General features: G+C 55.0%; 15 protein-coding genes. 7 read left to right on the top strand and 8 right to left on the bottom strand.

Going from position 1 to position 18,827, the window contains the following annotated elements:
• Positions 1–25 precede the first annotated feature (25 nt).
• Entirely contained in the window at positions 26–1,411 is a 1,386-nt protein-coding gene (locus WH50_RS21030; RefSeq protein ID WP_104155905.1) for a glutamine synthetase family protein, read from the bottom strand.
• A 905-nt stretch (positions 1,412–2,316) separates the two neighbouring features.
• Between WH50_RS21030 and WH50_RS21025 the strand changes: the two genes are divergently transcribed.
• The 5 genes from WH50_RS21025 (at position 2,317) to WH50_RS21005 (ending at position 11,031) form a co-directional block, all read left to right on the top strand.
• Positions 2,317–5,769, top strand: a complete 3,453-nt coding sequence (locus WH50_RS21025) for a GMC family oxidoreductase N-terminal domain-containing protein (protein ID WP_110189206.1) — start codon at positions 2,317–2,319, stop codon at positions 5,767–5,769.
• 99 nt (positions 5,770–5,868) lie between these two features.
• Positions 5,869–7,758 carry a c-type cytochrome gene (locus WH50_RS21020; RefSeq protein ID WP_110189205.1) on the top strand — a complete coding sequence of 630 codons (1,890 nt, stop codon included), beginning with the start codon at positions 5,869–5,871 and terminating at the stop codon, positions 7,756–7,758.
• A gap of 10 nt (positions 7,759–7,768) precedes the next feature.
• Positions 7,769–8,956, top strand: a complete 1,188-nt coding sequence (locus WH50_RS21015) for a metallophosphoesterase family protein (protein WP_110189204.1) — start codon at positions 7,769–7,771, stop codon at positions 8,954–8,956.
• A gap of 57 nt (positions 8,957–9,013) precedes the next feature.
• The gene (locus WH50_RS21010) at positions 9,014–10,642 is read left to right on the top strand and encodes an alkaline phosphatase D family protein (RefSeq protein ID WP_165838504.1); all 1,629 of its coding nucleotides are present in this window, start codon (positions 9,014–9,016) and stop codon (positions 10,640–10,642) included.
• A 95-nt stretch (positions 10,643–10,737) separates the two neighbouring features.
• Positions 10,738–11,031 carry a hypothetical protein gene (locus WH50_RS21005; RefSeq protein ID WP_110189202.1) on the top strand — a complete coding sequence of 98 codons (294 nt, stop codon included), beginning with the start codon at positions 10,738–10,740 and terminating at the stop codon, positions 11,029–11,031.
• A gap of 341 nt (positions 11,032–11,372) precedes the next feature.
• On the opposite strand, the gene WH50_RS20995 is transcribed toward WH50_RS21005, so the two are convergent.
• Entirely contained in the window at positions 11,373–12,356 is a 984-nt protein-coding gene (locus tag WH50_RS20995; protein ID WP_110189207.1) for a glutathione S-transferase family protein, read from the bottom strand.
• 323 nt (positions 12,357–12,679) lie between these two features.
• On the opposite strand from WH50_RS20995, the gene WH50_RS20990 reads away from it, so the two are divergent.
• Entirely contained in the window at positions 12,680–13,432 is a 753-nt protein-coding gene (locus WH50_RS20990) for a class I SAM-dependent DNA methyltransferase (protein ID WP_110189201.1), read from the top strand.
• A 147-nt stretch (positions 13,433–13,579) separates the two neighbouring features.
• Here WH50_RS20990 and WH50_RS20985 read toward each other — a convergent pair whose 3' ends face one another.
• Together WH50_RS20985 and WH50_RS20980 are read right to left on the bottom strand one after the other, a co-directional pair.
• On the bottom strand, positions 13,580–13,945 hold the full coding sequence (locus tag WH50_RS20985; RefSeq protein ID WP_104153161.1) for a RidA family protein: 366 nt from the start codon (positions 13,943–13,945) through the stop codon (positions 13,580–13,582).
• A gap of 72 nt (positions 13,946–14,017) precedes the next feature.
• Complete coding sequence (locus tag WH50_RS20980) at positions 14,018–14,425, bottom strand: GFA family protein (protein ID WP_110189200.1); 408 nt, start codon at positions 14,423–14,425, stop codon at positions 14,018–14,020.
• Between the two features lie 425 nt (positions 14,426–14,850).
• Here WH50_RS20980 and WH50_RS20975 point away from each other — a divergent pair, with 425 nt between their 5' ends.
• Positions 14,851–15,159 (top strand): hypothetical protein, encoded by a 309-nt coding sequence (locus WH50_RS20975; RefSeq protein WP_110189199.1) that lies wholly within the window; start codon positions 14,851–14,853, stop codon positions 15,157–15,159.
• Positions 15,160–15,493: 334 nt separating this feature from the next.
• Here the strand turns inward: WH50_RS20975 and WH50_RS20970 are convergent, their stop codons facing one another.
• The 4 genes from WH50_RS20970 to WH50_RS20950 all read right to left on the bottom strand — a co-directional run bounded on the left by WH50_RS20970 (position 15,494) and on the right by WH50_RS20950 (position 18,624).
• On the bottom strand, positions 15,494–16,210 hold the full coding sequence (locus WH50_RS20970; protein WP_165838503.1) for an HNH endonuclease: 717 nt from the start codon (positions 16,208–16,210) through the stop codon (positions 15,494–15,496).
• Positions 16,211–16,343: 133 nt separating this feature from the next.
• A complete protein-coding gene (locus tag WH50_RS20965; protein ID WP_133251390.1) occupies positions 16,344–16,718 on the bottom strand; it encodes a hypothetical protein in 375 nt (124 codons plus the stop codon).
• A 75-nt stretch (positions 16,719–16,793) separates the two neighbouring features.
• The gene (locus tag WH50_RS20960) at positions 16,794–17,321 is read right to left on the bottom strand and encodes a hypothetical protein (RefSeq protein ID WP_133251389.1); all 528 of its coding nucleotides are present in this window, start codon (positions 17,319–17,321) and stop codon (positions 16,794–16,796) included.
• A gap of 472 nt (positions 17,322–17,793) precedes the next feature.
• Positions 17,794–18,624: a S1 family peptidase gene (locus WH50_RS20950; protein ID WP_133251388.1), complete on the bottom strand. Its 831-nt coding sequence runs from the start codon at positions 18,622–18,624 to the stop codon at positions 17,794–17,796.
• Positions 18,625–18,827 lie beyond the last annotated feature (203 nt).

The following is an 18,827-nucleotide window of genomic DNA, read 5'->3' as shown; positions in this document are numbered from 1 at the left end:
ACGCAGATAGATTTTCAACGATCTGCTAGATGATTTCGAAATAGCGATCCAGTTCCCAGTCGCTGATATGTTTGCGGAACTCGCGCTCCTCCCACTCACGACTGGCGGAAAAGTGATCGACAAACTCATTGCCGAACAGCTCGCGAGCGGCCTCTGAGGTTTTCAGGCGCTGGGCGGCGTCCCACAGGGTACGCGGCAGGGCCAGCTCAGGCGCGTGACGCACGGCATAGCCGTTACCGGTCACTTCAGGCTCGGGTTCCCACTCGTGCATGATGCCGTACAGCCCTGAAGCCAGAGCGGCTGACAGCGCCAGATAGGGGTTGCCATCGGCGGAACCGAGACGGTACTCGGTGCGCTGCGATTTGTCGGAGCCGGGTATTACCCGCAGGGCGGTGGTGCGGTTTTCCACGCCCCAGGTCGCATCGGTAGGCGCCCAGTAGCCGGGAATCAGGCGGCGGTAGGAGTTCAGGGTCGGTGCCACCATGCACAGGAACTCCGGCATCAGCCGCTGCTGACCGGCGAGGAAATGGCGCTGCAGCTTGCTCATGTTGTGTTTCTGGCTGGGGTCGTAGAAGGCGGACTTGCCTTGCTGAGCCCCCTCCCGGTGGCGCAGGGAAATATGAATATGACCGCTCTGGCCGGGCACATCGGCTGACCACTTGGCCATAAAGGTAGCCATCAGGTTATTACGCTGGGCCAGCACCTTCATGAAGGTTTTGAACAGCGCCCCCTTGTCGGCAGCGGCTTCGGCGTTGTCCACGGCAATGGCGGCTTCCAGCACACCGGGGCCGGTTTCGGTATGCAGCCCCTCGATGGGGAAGTCCATGTCTTCCGCCATTTTCAGAATCTGATGGTAGAGATCGGCATGAACGGTATTGCGGATGATGGAATAGCCCATCCAGTCAGGGGTGAAGGGTTTGAGGTTGCGAAAGCCCTTTTCACGGATGGATTGCGGCGTTTCATCAAACATGAAGAACTCGTATTCCAGCGCAGCAAACGCATCGAAGCCCAGATCACGCGCCTTGTTCAGCACCCGGCGCAGGGTGCCACGCGGGCAGACCGCTTCGGCGGCCTGATCGAACTCACCCATGAACAGCAGCATGCCGCCCTCTTCAAAAGGCAGCTCACGACAGCTCGACGGGATCACCCGCACCGGAGCATCGGGGTAGCCGGTATGCCAGCCGGTGTACTTGCCGTTGTCGTACAGCTGGTCTTTCACATCCCAGCCCAGCACCACGTCGCAGAAGGCAAAGCCGCTTTCCAGCGCAGAGAAGAATTTCGACCGGCTCATGTATTTGCCGAGCATCACCCCGTCATTGTCGAAGATGCCCACCTTCACATGGGACAGACCGCGCTCTTCAACGATACGTTTGGCATCCTCTACCGTCTTTACATCTCTCGGGTTCATCATCTCTCGCCCCTGTCCTTATTCTGCTGTTTTGCTGGGTGGCCGCTTTACCGGCTTGCCGTTTTACTAATTGTCAGAGGCAACCTGCATCTGACGGAGTTCACGTTCAACAAGTGCCTAGGGTTATAGAAGGTCCGGCACACGGCGCGCAACCAGTTTCGTTTTGGGCAAAAAGATACTATTAGCGAAATTTATAGTGCCCGCCGGAGGGGCAGACTGGCGACGCGGCCCCACCTCAGCACCTGCTCCCGGTCTGCAGTGCGTCGGCCTTGGCGGTACACGACCTGCCACGGGTAAGGCTCTGCTGTTCATATAAAAAGCGGGGCATACAAAGAGCTGATCCCATAAATAACTGGCGCAATTAAACCCTCGTTATTCAGCCATCGTTGATATATCTGAAAAGAATTAAACCCCCGCAGATAAATGACTACATCGCTTAAAAAGTCTCAGTACAGGTTCACGTAAAAATGAGAATTGATTTTTCACAAATTTAGACAATCATTAGTCATATAAAAGAAAACCGTCATGTACCAAACGGCTGGTGCCAAAAACGCCAGAATGGCCACGCCATGGCTGGAATAATTCAATATTCATCACGGTTACGCCTTGGTCGTGATTACTGAACGGAAAAGCATAAAACCAGCCAGACAATTGAAAATTAAATAGAAACAAGAAAAACAAACCGTGCATTCCAATTTCGATTAATTATGAAAATAAACAATAAAAACAACGCTAAAGCGCTGAATAAAAACATATAAAGCACGGCAATAGCGACGCTCTCACTTCGCTATTAACCGCATGCTGTACACCAGATTCAGACAGGCAGTATTGAACCGTCATTGAGCCGAAAGGGAGGCTGGCCAGCCTGTTACCCGACGCAGGCCAGCTTTCCCGCAGAGGGAGTGAACATGAAACGTATTTCCAGCCCGCTGGCAGAGATAAAAGAACACTACGAGGTCATTGTTATCGGCTCCGGCTATGGTGGCGGTATCGCCGCTTCACGTATGGCGCGTGCCGGGCGGCAGGTGTGTCTGCTGGAGCGGGGCCGGGAGATCGTCCCCGGCGAATACCCCGACACCGAGCTTGAAGCCACCACCGAGTTTCAGATTCATCATCCCGATGGCCATATCGGCTCGCGCACCGGGCTCTATGATCTTCACGTCAACGCCCAGCAGAACGTGGTGGTCGGTTGCGGTCTTGGCGGCACCTCCCTGATCAACGCCAACGTCGCCCTCGAAGCCAAACCCGAAGTGTTTGAAGACCCGCGCTGGCCCGCTGGTATCCGTGCCCACACCGATACCCTGCTGCAGGAGGGCTACCGCCGGGCGCGGGAGATGCTCAAACCCAACCCCTACCCCACCACCAAGATCACGCCCGACAAACTGCAGGCGCATCAGCAGTCCGCCGCCTTTATGCAGCAAAGCCAGAACTTCTACCGCCCGCCCATCAACGTCACGTTCGAGCCGCTGCCCGACAACACCAACCATGTTGGCGTCGAGCAGCTGCCGTGCAACAACTGCGGCGACTGTGTGTCCGGCTGCAATAACAAGGCGAAGAACACCACCCTGATGAACTATCTGCCCGATGCCTGGAATCATGGCGCAGAGATTTTCTGTCAGGCGGAAGTGCGTTATCTCAAGCGCGATGGCGACCAGTGGCTGGTGTACTACCAGTACGTCGGTACCGGGCGGGAAAAATTCGATGCGCCGCTGCTGTTCGTCAAGGCTGACATCGTTATCGTTTCTGCCGGCACCCTCGGCACCACTGAAATTCTGCTGCGCTCACGGCAACAGGGGCTGGCCCTGTCGGATCAGCTCGGTCAGCACATGAGCGGCAACGGCGACATTCTGGGCTTTGGCTATAACAACGATGTGCGCATCAACGGCATCGGCTTTGGCACCCACAGCGTGGAACAGGCCGGTGAAGTCGGCCCCTGCATCACTTCCGTCATCGACATGCGCAATGAAGCCGAGTACGACAAGCGCATGGTGATTGAAGAAGGCTCGATCCCCGGCGCGCTGGGCAAACTGATGGTGCCAGCCATGGCACTGGCCGCTGACGATATTGGTATCCGCACCGAAACCGGGGTCATGGCGCTGGCGCGGCAGGCGGCACGCAAGCTGGACAGCACCATCCGCGGCCCCTACCACGGCGCCATCAACCATCTGCAAACCTACCTGATCATGAGCCATGACGACGAAGCCGGGCAGATGGTGCTGGATGACAAAGATCAGCTGCGCATCGACTGGCCAGGAGTAGGCACCCAGCCGAACTTCGAAATCGGCAACGCCCGCCTGCTGGAGGCCACTCGTGCCCTCGGCGGCACCTATGTGCCCAACCCGGTGTGGACCAAACTGTTCAAGCACAGCCTGATCTCGGTGCATCCGCTCGGCGGCTGCGTGATGGGGGAAGATGCCCGGCAGGGTGTGGTCAACCATAAAAATCAGGTGTTCTGTGGCAACAGCAGCGATGCCGTCTATGACAGCCTGTACGTCACCGATGGGGCGGTGATCCCGACGTCACTGGCGGTCAATCCGCTGCTGACCATTTCGGCCATCAGCGAGCGCGCCATGGCCCTGCTGGCCGCCGACCGCGGCTGGACGGTGGACTACAGCCTGCCCTCCGCCCCACGTCGGCAACCGGTGGCCAGCACCCTCGGCATCGAGTTTACCGAAACCATGCAGGGCTATTTCTCCACCGCCTTCACCCAGCCTGCCGATGAAGACCTGCCACGCTACCGGCAGGCCAGCGAAGCCGGGCAGCAGGCCGGTTCCACCATGGCCTTCACCCTCACCATTGCCGCAGCTGATATGGAGAAAATGCTCGCCGAGCCCAGCCATAGCGCCACCATTGTCGGCACCCTGATGGCCCCGGCACTGTCACCCGCCGCCATGGTGGTCAGCCACGGCACCTTCAATCTGTTTGAAAAGGACAACAACGATGTCGGTGAGCGGCACATGAACTACAACATGCGCCTGACCACCACCGACGGGACGGAATACTTTTTCAGTGGCTTCAAGTCGATTCCCTTCGATCACGGCGCCCTGCATATCTGGCCCGACACCAGCACGCTCTATGTGACGGTCTATCAGGGCAGTGACAATCAGGGGGCAGTGGTCGGCAGCGGTGTGCTGCACATCGCCGTCACCGATTTTGCCAAACAGATGACCACCATGAAGGTGCTCAACGCTCCCGATGAAAAGACCCGGCTGGCCGCCATGGCCCGCTTCGGCAAGTTCTTTGCCGGGGTGTTGTGGGACAGCTATGGCGGCGTGTTCGCCGGTGATACCTACTTCAACAAGGATCTGCCGCCGCGAAAAAAACGCCTGCTCAACACTGCCCCGCCGACCCTTCACCCCTTTCTGACCGAAGACGGTGTGGCGCTGCGCCTGAGCCGTTATCAGGGTGGCAGCAAGGGGCCGGTGATGCTGGTGCACGGCCTTGGCGTCAGCTCGGCGATCTTCTCCACCGACACCATTGGCACCAATCTGCTGGAGTATCTGTACAACCACGGCTACGACGTCTGGTTGCTGGATTTCCGCGTCAGCATCCTGCTGGAGGCGGCCAAACAGCAGTGGGACGGTGACCAGATTGCCCGCTATGACTACGCCGCCGCCATCAGCCAGATCCAGCAGCTGACGGGCGCCAAAGATGTGCAGTGTGTGGTGCACTGCTACGGCGCGACTACCTTCTTCATGTCGCTGCTGGGTGGCTTGCAGGGCGTGCGCTCGGTGGTCTGCTCGCAGATTGCCTGCGATATCGTGGTGCCCACCGCCACCAAGGTGAAAGTGGGGCTGCATCTGCCTTCGGTGCTGGATGCCTTCGGTATCAAGTCACTGACCGCCTATGCCGAAGAGCATGAGCACTGGTACGAAAAGCTCTATGACACCGCCCTCAATGGCTATGCCCGGCTTGAGGCGCAGGGTTACTGCGATAACCCGGTATGCCATCGCATTACCTTCATGTATGCCCCGCTCTACCGTCATGCGCAGCTCAACAACACCCTGCACGACAACCTGCACGAGCTGTTCGCCGAGTCCAACATGCGCACCTTCGAGCATCTGGCGCTGATGTGCCGCAAGGGTCGCCTGCTGAGCTTCGACGGTGAGGATATCTACATGCCGCACATGGACAGGCTGAGCATGCCGATGCTGTTTATCAGCGGCGGCGAGAACGAGTGCTACCTGCCGGAAAGCACCGCCAGAACCTATCAGCGTCTGGTCGAGCGCTTCGGGCCGGACAACTACTCACGGGTAGTGGTGCCTGACTACGGCCATATCGACTGCATCTTCGGTCGCAATGCCATCAACGATGTCTACCCGCACATCCTCAGCCATCTGGAGAAGAGCGCGGCAGGCTGACAGGCCTGTCGTTCTTTCCCCGGGAGCCTGCTCACGATCCCGCCGGTCTGCGGCCGGGATCGTGACCGCGCTCATCATGCCTGAAGCAAGGAGCACACCATGGAAACCGTGATCCAACACCCCCTGCCGATACGCTGGTACCGGATCCTGATAGGGATCGGCGTCGTCATCAATATGACCTTTGCCATCCCCGCCCTGCTGTTTCCCAACGAGCTGAACACCCTGCTGGGGTTGCCGCTGCAAGCCTTTTATCCGTGGCTGGAAAACACCGGCATGCTGCTGATCGGTATCAGCCTGTTCTATCTGCCCTCTGGCTTCTGGGCGGCACGCTATCCGCTGTATGACTGGCTGTGCGTGCTGTCGCGGCTGGTCGCGGTGCTGTTCTGGCTGTATCTGATCAGCAGCTCACCCTACCCGGACGCCTTCACCCCGCTGCTCTATTCCGACCTGTTCATGTTTGTGGCCCTTGGCCTCCTGCTCTATCTGGGGGTCAGTCCGGCCTACCGGCCACAGGCCATGCTGCAACGGGGGCTGTGTGCCGTACTGGCCGGGCTGCGTTGCCTGTTCAGTGGCCGCTGCCGCAAGTACAGCATCATCGCCTTACTGGTGGTCGGTTTTGTCGGGTTTGAGGCGTGGTACAACCTGTTGCGGGTCGTGCCGCAACCCGGCTTCAGCTCTGATGAGGAGCACTTCAAGTACGCCCCCATCGGCCTCGGCATGGAGGCGCGCATTCCGCTGTATATTTTCTCGGTGCTGCCGAAAGTCTGCCCGCAGCAGATGCCCACTGCGTCCGCGGCAGAGGGCTGGAAAGCCTTCGGCTTTATCTTTGAGCCCGGCCACAGCCTGCCGGTTGGGCTGGCCCAGCGCCAGATCGGTTACCCCTCGGTGGAGCCCAACTGCGCCCTGTGCCACACCGGCCGTTACCGCCAGAGCAGTGATGAAGTGGCCACGGCGGTGCCGACCGCACCGGCCACCTTCCTCAATCTGGAACGTTTTCAGTGGTTCCTCTACGACTGCGCGGCGAGCAGCGACTTTGTCAGCAACACCCTGCAGCAGATCAACGCCCAGTATGATCTGGGGCCGATTGAAAGCCTGTTCTACCGCTTCCTGATTGTCCCCATGACCCGCACCTCGCTGATCAAGCAGGGCAAGGAATATGGCTGGCAAAAGATTCGCCCTGAACAAGGGCCGGGGCGCACCGATACCTTTAACCCCACCAAGATGGTGATCTTCGGCTTCCCCGATGACTCCACCATCGGCACGGTCGACCTGCCACAGATCTGGAACCAGCAACCGCGTGAATCCATGTATCTGCACTGGGACGGCAACAACAACGATATTCGTGAACGCAACTACGCGGCCGCCATGGCGGTTGGCGCCACACCCAACTCCGTGTTGCCGGACGAGTTCAAGCGCGTCACCGACTGGCTGCTGACCCATCAGCCGCCCAGCTGGCCCTATGCGCTGGATAACGAACGGCAAGCACGCGGCCAGGTCATCTGGCAGGGCCAGTGCGCCAGCTGCCATGAGTTCGGTAAGGTCAATACCGGGCAAGTCACCACCAGCCTCAGCGAGCTGGGTACCGACCCGTACCGGGTCAACTCCTTCACCGTCGGGCTGGTGCAGCGTTTCCATCAGTTCAAGACGCCGCCCTTCGACTTTGGCGCCTATCGCAAGACCTACAGCTACAGCAACACCCCCACCGACGGCATCTGGCTGCGCGCCCCCTACTTACACAACGGCTCGGTGCCCAGCCTGTGGGATTTGCTGCAGAAACCTGAGCAGCGGCCCGTCACCTTCTATCGCGGCAATGATGTGATCGATACCCGCAAGGTCGGCTACGTCAGTGACCAGCCCGGCACCGACAGTGATCACTACTTTCTGTTCGACACCCGCCTGCCGGGGAACAGCAATGCCGGTCACCTGTACGGCACGGACCTGTCCGACAGCGAGAAGTGGGATCTGATCGAATACATGAAGTCTCTTTAGGAGGTGTGCGATGCAACTGCAAGAATGGCAAAACCGCATCCAGTCCGCCCTTGGCACCCTCGAGGATGATGCCCATCGTACCCGGGTGCTGGAACTGATTCGCCAGTCCCATCAGCAGGCGCTGGACATCGTCCAGTCCGGCTCCACCCAGGCCAACTCCATTCCCTGGGAGTTCGTCCACGGGCTGGCGCTGCTGGACAAAAGCGCCGGTCAGGATCTGCTGCCCACCGACAGCAGCCAGTTCCCGACCCGTCTGATGGATGACGGCACCCTGCTGGGCTGCCGCAAGTGGGAGCTGCTCGATCCCAAATGGGCCGAAGCGCTGGTGCAGTGGCTGGAACATATCTGGCATCGCCATGACTTCATTACCAGCCCGGCCAGCATTGCCCTGCCCGCGCAGGTCAATATCGCCATCGCCGGTGACTGGGGCACCGGCGACTACATTGCCCAGCGGGTCGCCACGGCCATGAACCAGCTCGGTGCGGATGTGACCATCCACCTTGGTGACGTGTATTACGCAGGCGTCGGCTCCGATGAAGACAACGACTTCAGCAGCTGGCCTGCCGGGCATCTGGGGCAGTTCACCCTCAACTCCAATCATGAAATGTACAACGGCGCCTTCGGCTACTTTACCGAGCTCAGCAAACGCTTCCCCCTGCAGAAAGGCTGCAGCTATTTCAGCCTGTACAACGACCACTGGCTGATAATCGGCCTCGACAGTGCCTACGACGCCAAAACCGACAACCTCTATATGGACGGCGCCCTCAATGACAGCCAGTGCCAGTGGCTCAGCCAGCTGGCCGCCAGCCATGCGGGCAAGCGGTTGTTACTGCTGTCTCACCATCAGGGTTTCAGCATGGACGGCAGCCAGCAGACCGGCCTGTACACGCAGGTGGTCAAGGCCCTGGGGCGCGTGCCGGACTACTGGTACTGGGGCCATCTGCACAATGTCATCTGCTATGCCGAGCAGCAGGGTCTCAAGGCCCGCTGCATCGGCCACGGCGCTATTCCCTATGGCCGTGCCAGCCTGCTGGACAACAAACCGACCGTGCTCTGGCAGGAGACCGAATCGGCCAGCGATGACGGTTATCCGCTACGGATACTGAACGGCTATCTGCAACTGCAGCTGGATGGCGAGCACATCGCCGAGCGGCTGTATGACGAACGGGGCCGCCTGCGCTGGAGCGCTACGGACTAGCAACATGCTCTACGAATGCCTTCACACGCGAATGCGCCCCCTGAGGAGAATAAAAATATGACCAGTATGCTTCACCCCGTCAGTGTCGGCCCCATCGTCGGCCATACCACTGCCAGCAGCGCCCGCATCTGGGCTCGTGCCCACGACAACGCCGATGCCGCACGCACCATAGGTGTTGCCGCCCTGTTCGAGGGTGATAAGGGCGTTCAGGGCAGCACGCGCTACTTCCGCCTGCAACGGGAATACGACCGCACCGGCACCACCGACTTTGTTGGCCTGCAGCCCGGCACCCGCTATACCGTCAGGCTGGCATCACTGGCGCTGGACCATGTGGACCCGATGGAAACCAGCAGCCTTGAAGAGATCACCCAAAAGTTGCCCGCTGCCGACGCCTGGCTGGACGAGCTGGGCGGCATGCCCGAAGAGCACTGTCAGGCCAGCTTTACCACCTTCCCGGTCCAGAGCGGCGACTTTTCCTTTATCTTCGGCTCCTGCCGCTATCCGGAAACCCTGTGGGGCAAGAAACAGTCGGATGCCATCTTTGAGGCCATCTACAAGCGCTGCCACGATGAAGACTCAAAAGAGAAACTGGCGGAAGCCGACAAGGCTCGCTTTGTGCTGATGATCGGCGACCAGATTTATGCCGATCTGCTCAATCGTCACATTCCCATTGCCCGTGCGGATACCGAGGAGGAGTTCCGCTCGCGCTATGTGGATGCCTTTACCACCCGCAATATGAGCACGCTGCTGAGCAGCACCCCAACCTACATGATTCTTGATGACCATGAGGTGGAAGATAACTGGTCATTCAGTCGCATCAAGAAAGACCCGGACAAGCGCAACCTGTTCTTCACCGCTATGATGTTCTATCGCAGCTACCAGTGGCTGCACAGCCCTACCACCGAGTACGGCAGTGACGCCCTGTATTACCACTTCAACTACGGCCAGTATCCATTCTTCGTGCTGGATGCCCGCAGTAAGCGCCTGCGCCATGAAGAAAGCACAGTGGATCAGCTGTTTTCCATTGGCCGTTTCAAAGACTGGGGAGAGGCGATCCGCAAGGAGCATCACTTGTTGGGCAAACCGAAGAAGAACCCCAATGAAGATTATCGTAGCCAGCTGGATGACTTCTGCCAGTGGCTGATCAATACCCAGCTGGCCGTGGGCAACCTGCCCAAGTTTGTGGTCAGCTCCAGCGTGTTCAGCCCCAATACGGTGGAGTCCGCCAAGGATGACTATGGCAAATTCAAAGACGATGCCTGGGCGGCCTTCCCCACGACCCGCGCCCAGGTGCTGCGTACCATCGTCGAAAACGGTGTACAAAATGTGGTGTTTCTGACCGGCGATGTGCACTGCTCCAACTGTGCCAGCATGACTCTGGAACGTCCCGATGGAAGTAAGCTGCCACTGAAGCTGTACGACATTACCTCGTCGGCGTTCTACTGGCCCTTCTCCTTTGCCGATGGCGAACCGGAAGAGTTCGTGCATGACTCTAAAACTGAGGAGTACCCGGACCCGTTCATCTTTGAGACCTCACAGGGGCCGATCACCCTGCACTACACGGCAGGCTATTTCTGTCAGGAGGACAACTTCACTCAGGTCAACGTGACCGCCAGCGGTCTGCGTGTCCGCTATTTTGACAAGAAGGGTAAGTCCCTCAGTGAGGTTGACTTGCCACTTAGCTGAGCCAGCATCTGGTCAGATTTTGCTCAGTTTAGCTGGGCAAAATCTGACAGACTGCTAGACTTACAGGCTTCCCGGTTATCACGCCCCTTCCGACCATGAAAAAGCCCACCCGCAAGAAAGCCGCTGCCAAGCAGCTGCTGCAGACGCACAGCAACCTGATTCATTCCGAAGACCGCAAAGTCACCAGTCACGTGCAACGCGACGATGGCGAGTGGTATCTCAACACCCTGATGGTGGAGGGCTGTGACGTGCCGTTCAAATACCGGCGCAAAGAGCACTACCGCTGCCTCAAGGGCGCGCGGGTGAATCTGACCTATTACCCGGAAACTGAGACGGTGGCGGGGATGGAGTTTGAGTTCATGAAGGTGGTGCGGATCAGGCAGAGCTGAGGGCTATTGGAGCACCATGCCGCAGATCGTCAGCACCTTGTTACCGATAACACGGGTCCGACCATGCCGCCACGCAGAGATAACTCAGCGACCCAGTTCAGCCTTGAGCTGTTTGACCGTCTTGCCACCGACGGCAATATGCTCATCCGGTAACTCACGCATGGACACCAGAAGCAGCTCTTTGGGGATGCCTGTCACTTCCGCCGATACCTAGGCCAGGCGCTCAATCCGCTTTTGCTTCACTTCCGCACTCATCTGACCGGCTTCAAAGGCAATATAGGGCATTGCTGTCATCCTGCTTGTAAGGAATAGGTCGCTTTCCCTACCGCAGCTGCCGGTGATCAGCATGCGAGCCTATGGCGCTGATGCGGCTCGGTGAAATCCAGCACAGGCCCAACCGGCACTACAGCAGTGGGGTTGATGGTGCCGTGGCTCTCGTAATAGTGGCGCTTGATATGCTGCAGATTGACCGTCTCGGCCACCCCCGGCTGCTGGTAGATATCGCGGGTGTAAGCCCACAGTGCCGGGTAGTCCACCAGTCGGCGCAGATTACATTTGAAGTGCCCCACATAGACCGCATCAAAGCGCACCAGCGTGGTGAACAGGCGAATATCCGCCTCGGTCAGCTGGTTACCGGTCAGGAAGCGCTGACCCTGCAGCCGTTCTTCCAGCCAGTCGAGGGTGCCGAACAGCGGCACCAGCGCTTCTTCGTAGGCTGACTGAGTGGTAGCAAAACCGGCCTTGTACACGCCGTTATTGAGGGTGTCATAGACCCGCGTGTTGATCTCATCAATCTCGCTGCGCAGCGCCTCGGGGTAGTAATCACCCGGCAGGGCGCCCATGCCATCGAAGGCACTGTTGAGCATGCGGATAATCTCCGATGACTCATTGCTGACGATGGTGTTCTGCTGTTTGTCCCACAGGATGGGCACCGTGACCCGACCGCTGTAACGGGCATCAGCGCGCTGATACACCTGATACAGGCGCTGTGCACCATTGACCGAGTCTTCCACCACACCGGGGCCGGGCTGGAACGTCCAGCCTTCATCACGCATCAGCCAGTGCACAACCGAGACCGAAATCATCTCCTGCAAACCTTTCAGGCTGCGCATAATCAGGGTGCGATGGGCCCACGGACAGGCCAGGCTGACATAGAGGTGATAACGACCGGGCTCCGCCCTGAAACCACCAGTGCCGGTGGGGCCGGGCTGGCCATCGGTCGTTACCCAGTTGCGGAACGAGGCATCCTTACGGATAAAACGACCACCGCTTTTGCTGGTGTCGTACCAGGTATCGTGCCATTGACCGTCGATCAGCAGTCCCATCATTCTGTCTCCACTTGGTACCGGCGCAGGATGGCGCCGGTGTCAGTTTTGCCGCCGGGAGCCTTTCACAGCTCGTTGGCGACGAGGAATGCTACTTATCTTTGGCCAAATGATGTTCACATTCCATCACATATATCCGACCGTCTCAGCCTAAGAATTTGAACGATACCCGGCAGGTGCGATCATCTCGGGCATTGTACACATCAACAGAGCACGGCCTGCACGGCAGTGCCCAGCGGGGAAAGCGGACGATATTTCCTGCAGCGGCCCCCTCCCCCGCTGCTATACTGTGCGCCCTTTTTACCTGCCCGAGCCGGATTGCCATGTCCACCAATGCCCTCTACACCGACCTGTCTGGCTACTATGACCTGATGTGTGCCGATATTGACTATCAGGCGCAGAGCCACAGTGCGCGCCGTCTGCATCAGCTGTTCGGCAATCAGGGCAGGCAGCATCTGGATCTGGCCTGCGGCACCGGCCCCCATGTGCGCCATTTTCTGGATTTCGGCTATCACAGCAGCGGGCTGGATCTGAACCAGCCGATGCTGGACCGTGCCCAGCAGCGCTGCCCTGAAGCGCAGTTCAGCTGCCAGAATATGTGCGATTTCCGTGTTGATGAACCGCTGGATCTGATCACCTGCTTTCTCTACTCCCTGCACTACAGCGGCAATACTGCCAGCCTCATGGCCAGTCTGGCCTGCGTGCACCGGGCATTGCGCGACGGCGGCGTGTTTATCTTCAATGCGGTGGATAAAGATCAGATCGACAACGCCTCCTTTGCCCGCCACAGCGTTGACTATCAGGGCAGCCACTTTACTTTTCAGTCTGGCTGGCATTACCGCGGCACAGGCGATGGCCAGACCTTGCAACTGAGCATCGATAAAACCACCGACGGCGTCACCGAATCCTGGCAGGATGCCCACCCCATGGTAGCGGTGAACTTTGCTGAGCTGGCGTCATTGCTGGCGCACTATTTTGAAGTCCATATTTTCGAGCATGACTACGACACCATCACTCCCTGGCAGGGTAACTCCGGCAATGCGCTGTTTGTTTGTGTGAAGGCAGCGGCAGTCTGACAGGCAGCCGAGCCAGACGGCTAAGGTGTCTGTGGATAACGGCAGGTGGGGGCAGACAGCAGAGGTTGTGGACAACCACCATAAACGTGCAGGCAGCACGGTTGTGGAAAGATCAGGGCCGCATCAAGCAGCCCTGTAACAGCAGAATCAGCCAGCGAAGTCTTCGCCAGCAGCCGCTTCAAAGGCCATTTCCACACACCATTCGGGGTTGGACAGCTCGACCTTCACACAGGCACGGCTGGGTGCGGTGCCTTCAGCAAACCAGGCATCCCACACTTCGTTCAGGCCGTTGATATTGGCAAAGTCAGTGATGTAGATGGTCACCGACAGCAGGCGGGACTTATCACTGCCGACCTTAGCCAGCGACTTCTCAGCCTGAGCCAGAACCTGTGCAACCTGACTTTTCACACCGCCGGACAGATCGCCCTCGGGGATCTCCACAAACTTGGCAATGCCGTTGTAGACGACGATGTCGGACCAGCGCTGACCGGCGTTAATACGATGAATTTTCATAGGGTTACCTCAAATTAACGACCCCGGCATGGTAGCAGAGTTACCGGTAATCTACCTGCCCGGAGGCGACGTCTAGCCGGTGCGGCCTTCGCCATACTGCGGCAGTGTATCGCTGATGTCATACCAGCAAGCCTTGTAGTCGGTGTAGATATGGGCATCCACCTTCGCCGGCAGTTCATCGTCAAAGGCCCCCAGCGCAATTTCCAGCTGCTCGAAAGCGGCCCCCTTCACACGAAAACCGAGGCTGGAGCCGCACTCACGGCAAAAGGTACGCACCGTGCCATTGTGGCCGACATAATCCTGCAGCAATGCCTGCCCCGACAGCCAGCGCAGCCCTTCGGCGCGCACCAGCGTGCCAAAGGCCGCCCCGTGAAATTTGCGGCACATGGTGCAATGACAGTTGGCAATACGCGGCACAAAACTCTCGGCTTCAAAGCGGATACCACCGCACAGGCAACTGCCTTTATAGGGCTGGCTCATATCTGGATCTCTCGTTGAGTAAGGGCTGAAGTGACAGTGGCGACGTGTGAAGTTCGCTTAATGTCAGAGTCTGGGAAGAGTAGCAGAATGGGTAGTGATGAAGCTGCCTGAAAGCATCCGCTACGGTAGCTGAAGCAAACCGATAGTGTTGATAGCGTTATTCACCTGATGTTCGCTGATTTTTAACCGGGAGACAGGTGGATCTTTTTCATATTGATATGTGGAACTATGCTTTCTCAGCACCCACTCCACTACGGACTATCTCTTTTTTACCATTATTATCTGCAACAACGTTTAACATGATCGACCAGTCATTATTTAGTGTCAAAGACAGGTATATTGTTTGTGATAGCGCCGTCTATAAACCAAAAAATATCACTTTAAATCACTAAATTAGCTCAACGTTGTCTCGACCGGAGGAAAAAATGTCTGAATACAAAACACTGCTTGAATTTTCACGACCGGAATATGTAAAAGAGTTAAATGCCAGTCGCGTACAGGAACAGGGACTTTTGAAGGTCTGGCTGCAAGTTAGAAAAGAGCACTCATTGGTAGATATTGAACTTTCAGGCTACGGTCAGCTCGGAGAAGCCATTGGCCCTCTTCTGAACTCGGAGCGAGTCATCATATCCAGAGAGCTAAATTCGGGAAAAGAGTTTGGCACAATAAAAATTGAATGCTGGGTAGATGACCGCTGTTCGGAATTTATCTGTGATGCGGCAGCATTGATATAACAAGCGCCAGCACCACGGAATTTGAAATACCGTGTATATAAATAAGAATCTGCTTTTATTTCGAGACTTTAATTTTTTAAAGCAAAACTTTACTGCCAATTCCTTCGCAGTTGTTTGCGTTTGTTCTTCCGCAACAAAAAACTCGGCTTGATGCGTTATTGTTCAGATCAAATTCAAGATTCTTGTTTAGTTCCGGTTCGGTATTTACTTTCGGCAATCTGCTTGTGATAAATATCATAATGATCTCCTTTGAGTTGATTTTCTAGAGAATGCTAACGCCTTCAACAGGGATTGGCGCATGTACAGCGTGTGACAATCCCGCTGCGTTTAATTGTTAGATTTTTTTGATAAACACATTCTCTCTATGAAACTTCAGGTACTGAATGCAACTTTTCTCAACCTTGTAAAGTTTTAGCGAGCTAGACAGGCCTAATTGCAGATAATCTTTCGTCTCCAGAAGAGGGGATAAGATTATTCTGCCGTCATCGGAGAAGGTGATATACCCACGATCAAATAATTTATCTAAAGCGGGGCTTAAAAGTAAGCCGTTGTATGAGTCTACTCTTTCGAAATTTGTAGATTGTTTCCAAGGCTTAATGTGCGAAGCTATCAGGAGGTCAATGCGATCTAATTCCGTTACCGCACACTTTCGCCAAATGGCTATTAGAGCTTTTCGATACTCTCCTTGCCCTAACCTGGTTTCTATTTCTGATATCGTCGTTGTTGAATTTGTGCTGATCAGAGAGCTGATATCAGTAATCATATTGAATGTGTCACTACTTCTTGATATGAATGCCAAATATTTATTTAGGGCTGACTTAATATCATAAACGGAAGAATTTGATGTGTATCTATCTCGAGTGCTTTGTGTCGCCTTCAACCTTCTAAATATTTGTTCTACGCTTTCTGATGTAAGGTTGTCATAATCAGTCCCGTATAATTCATGGATATAACGAAGCCAAGACAAATAGTTTCTTTTACCGCCATCACTCGGCGGCCCGCTTGTCTCCATGAATCTAACAAAATCTGCTTCATTTGCTATAGAGGTCATCGTTCGCTCCAAATCTAACGCCATGGGCCAGTGTAGTGGACCATTTTTATGGTAAAAAACGAAGTGATACCATAATAAATGCGGAGCGTAACTGGCTCCACTGCACCATCTTGTTATGTTTTTTGCCAATGTATTAAAACCCGAGCTGCTGGCTTATGAATTTAGTTGGGTCTCTAATAATCTTATTTATCTCTCCCGGTTCAGCTTTGAGAATATCATCCTGAAGCTTCTTAACTTCGGAGTTCTCACCTCCTAGAGGCTTACCCTTTGCAATCGCTTCCGCACCAACATATTGAACAAGTATCTTTCGAATTGCGGCATCAAGTTCTTCATTATTCACTTTGAGCTTGTCGTTCTCCGCTTTAAGCTCCGCCATAATTTCCTGCCGCATCTCTTTTTCGCGGCCTTCGAGAAATGTCATTGCTCCAACGCCGCTCATAAAGCCAGCCAATAGAAACCCAAGTACTATTAGTGTTGCGTTGTTTTCCATTTGTTCCTTAAGTCCCATAACTGCTCCCTAGCGAGGATTGAATGTAAACATAACGCCTCAAGATGGGGCACCGGTTACGGCGTCCCGCTTGCTTTAATTGTTAGGGATTTTTAGCACCACAGTTGCGTGGTGAGACCTATTATTACCGAATATTTTTAGGCGACGATAATACTCAAATGTACTTTTTACCAAAGCGTACTTCGTATCGGATGCGACAGTGGTGACGAAGTTATAGTCAGTTTTTACGGATGGATATACAAAAGAATATTTCCATCCTGTTGGAATAAACCAGCCCGACCGAAGGATGGTGTTAAAATTTAGCTGGTTCCGTATAACCTCGCCGCCAATTTTCAGTTCCTCACCCACCTTAATTCCGCGAATCTCACAAGTGAAGTTGCATATTTTTAAAGGAACAACTCCTTTGTTTTCTAGAACGGCAACTACTTCCAGAATGTGCTGGCCATCAATTTCATCGATTATATTTACTTTGAGATCAAACGCCACTCGTGGGAAATGCTCATCTCTCACCCACCACTTTCGAAAGGCCCAAATAGCGCCCGAGAGCGAGCCGATTCCTGTCACGGCTATGCCCATATAATTGAAGAATTGCTCGAATTCCATTTGCATCCCTAACGTTCGGTTTAGGGGTGGCTGGGGCGTAAGCCGTCCCAGCCGCGTCTTTCGCGGCGACTACAGCCGCTTGTTAAGTGTGGAGGGGGTCGGGGGAATCGAACCCCCATGGCGCACTCCCAGGTAGACGACAGTAGCATTTTTGGCTTGTGACTCGCTCGAAATAGAATCTACCACCAGGCACCCCAGTAACGCCGCGATTCCACTTTTTACGTTTTTCATAATATTGCTATTACTAGTGCTCTTCATATGTGCTTTCTCCTGTTCCAAAGTTACCAAAGGGGCAGTTGATAGTTCTATTTCGAGCGACACATCGACCTCGACACTTGCTGTAATCCATACTCCCAAGCCGTTTTCAGTTTGGCGAACCAAACTCTGAATTCTGTAATTGCGAACACTTAACGCCGCCATAACCGGCAGCCGGAGCGCAGCGTAGGCTGTCCGGCGCCGAAAGGCGCGAAGTTCATGGCCTTGTTAGCAGGCTTTGAGCTATGGACTCCAGCGCTGCGAGCTCTGTTGCTTTGATAACATACCCTAAATTGTTGGGCATTGACGTAAAGCTCATTGGCTTATTCTGCGTAGGAACTGGCGTTAGTACGATCTCACCGCTTGCTGTGTGCTGAGGGCCTGCGTACAGAATACCCAGAAGTTTTATACGAGAACCCATATTAAGATTTCCATTTCGATCTGCATAACTTCCAAAGTTTGCTAAGTAAACCGGGCTACCGCTAGATCCAGGAAAGCAAGCCATATCCACAACAAACTGTTTTTTACCCAAATAATCATTCTCGGGTAGGGTTGCAATAATGCCTCGCCTAGCGATTGACCCATTGTTAGTTGAATCCCAAATTCCATTTGGGTAGCCAATCATTGTTACCTCTTCCAGTGGAAGGAGCTCTGAAAAATTGGCATCAGTGGCTGTAATATTCTTATCTAAGTGAACTAAGGCAGGCTGACTCTTTTTGTTTTGGAAATATTGGTGGATTGGTGCTGCCAACAATGCACACAAGTCGGTTTCCGAATCGGGGTGATAAATTACATTATTTTTAATTGGGTACGTAATAACCTCAAAATTGCCAGTTTCATTACCACTAGCGTCTGCCACGCTTATAGGTAGAGAGACGGATACCGCTCCTTCAATGACATGCTTATTCGTAACGATTGCAGGAACATGCATCCCGTCTTCTCGTCGTGCAAAGCTGTAGGCAAATCCAGTACCCGTAGCAACTTGCCCATTATTAAGTGTTGCCTCAATCCGAACAACAGACTTCATTAACTGATCTAGCGGATGCACTTTTATCTCCTGTGTCGACTTCTCGTGGGGAGCTTAGCCTGCTAACAGTGTGTTCATGAGGTCTTCGATCTCATAACAATTATTAAAAGGTATACCTTTAAGAAAACCTTATCTTAAAAGCAGCCATGTAAAACTTTGTTTTTAAGAGAAAATAAATCAGCCAACACAAAAGCAAGTAATTAAAAGGTATTTAAATCAACAAC

This window comes from Pokkaliibacter plantistimulans (assembly GCF_003194385.1).
Classification (GTDB): Bacteria; Pseudomonadota; Gammaproteobacteria; order Pseudomonadales; family Balneatricaceae; genus Pokkaliibacter; species Pokkaliibacter plantistimulans.
The sequence above is the reverse complement of the archived record's forward strand: the minus strand, read 5'-3'. Positions and strand labels throughout refer to the sequence as shown.

Excerpts from the sequence above, each read along its gene's own strand:
- WH50_RS20985 (WP_104153161.1), bottom strand. The coding sequence starts at position 13,945 with ATGAAAATTCATCGTATTAACGCCGGTCAGCGCTGGTCCGACATCGTC.
- WH50_RS21030 (WP_104155905.1), bottom strand. The coding sequence starts at position 1,411 with ATGATGAACCCGAGAGATGTAAAGACGGTAGAGGATGCCAAACGTATC.
- WH50_RS21015 (WP_110189204.1), top strand. The coding sequence starts at position 7,769 with ATGCAACTGCAAGAATGGCAAAACCGCATCCAGTCCGCCCTTGGCACC.
- WH50_RS20970 (WP_165838503.1), bottom strand. The coding sequence starts at position 16,210 with ATGACCTCTATAGCAAATGAAGCAGATTTTGTTAGATTCATGGAGACA.
- WH50_RS21025 (WP_110189206.1), top strand. The coding sequence starts at position 2,317 with ATGAAACGTATTTCCAGCCCGCTGGCAGAGATAAAAGAACACTACGAG.
- WH50_RS21020 (WP_110189205.1), top strand. The coding sequence starts at position 5,869 with ATGGAAACCGTGATCCAACACCCCCTGCCGATACGCTGGTACCGGATC.
- WH50_RS20995 (WP_110189207.1), bottom strand. The coding sequence starts at position 12,356 with ATGGGACTGCTGATCGACGGTCAATGGCACGATACCTGGTACGACACC.
- WH50_RS20990 (WP_110189201.1), top strand. The coding sequence starts at position 12,680 with ATGTCCACCAATGCCCTCTACACCGACCTGTCTGGCTACTATGACCTG.
- WH50_RS20960 (WP_133251389.1), bottom strand. The coding sequence starts at position 17,321 with ATGGAATTCGAGCAATTCTTCAATTATATGGGCATAGCCGTGACAGGA.
- WH50_RS21010 (WP_165838504.1), top strand. The coding sequence starts at position 9,014 with ATGACCAGTATGCTTCACCCCGTCAGTGTCGGCCCCATCGTCGGCCAT.
- WH50_RS20980 (WP_110189200.1), bottom strand. The coding sequence starts at position 14,425 with ATGAGCCAGCCCTATAAAGGCAGTTGCCTGTGCGGTGGTATCCGCTTT.
- WH50_RS20965 (WP_133251390.1), bottom strand. The coding sequence starts at position 16,718 with ATGGGACTTAAGGAACAAATGGAAAACAACGCAACACTAATAGTACTT.
- WH50_RS20975 (WP_110189199.1), top strand. The coding sequence starts at position 14,851 with ATGTCTGAATACAAAACACTGCTTGAATTTTCACGACCGGAATATGTA.
- WH50_RS21005 (WP_110189202.1), top strand. The coding sequence starts at position 10,738 with ATGAAAAAGCCCACCCGCAAGAAAGCCGCTGCCAAGCAGCTGCTGCAG.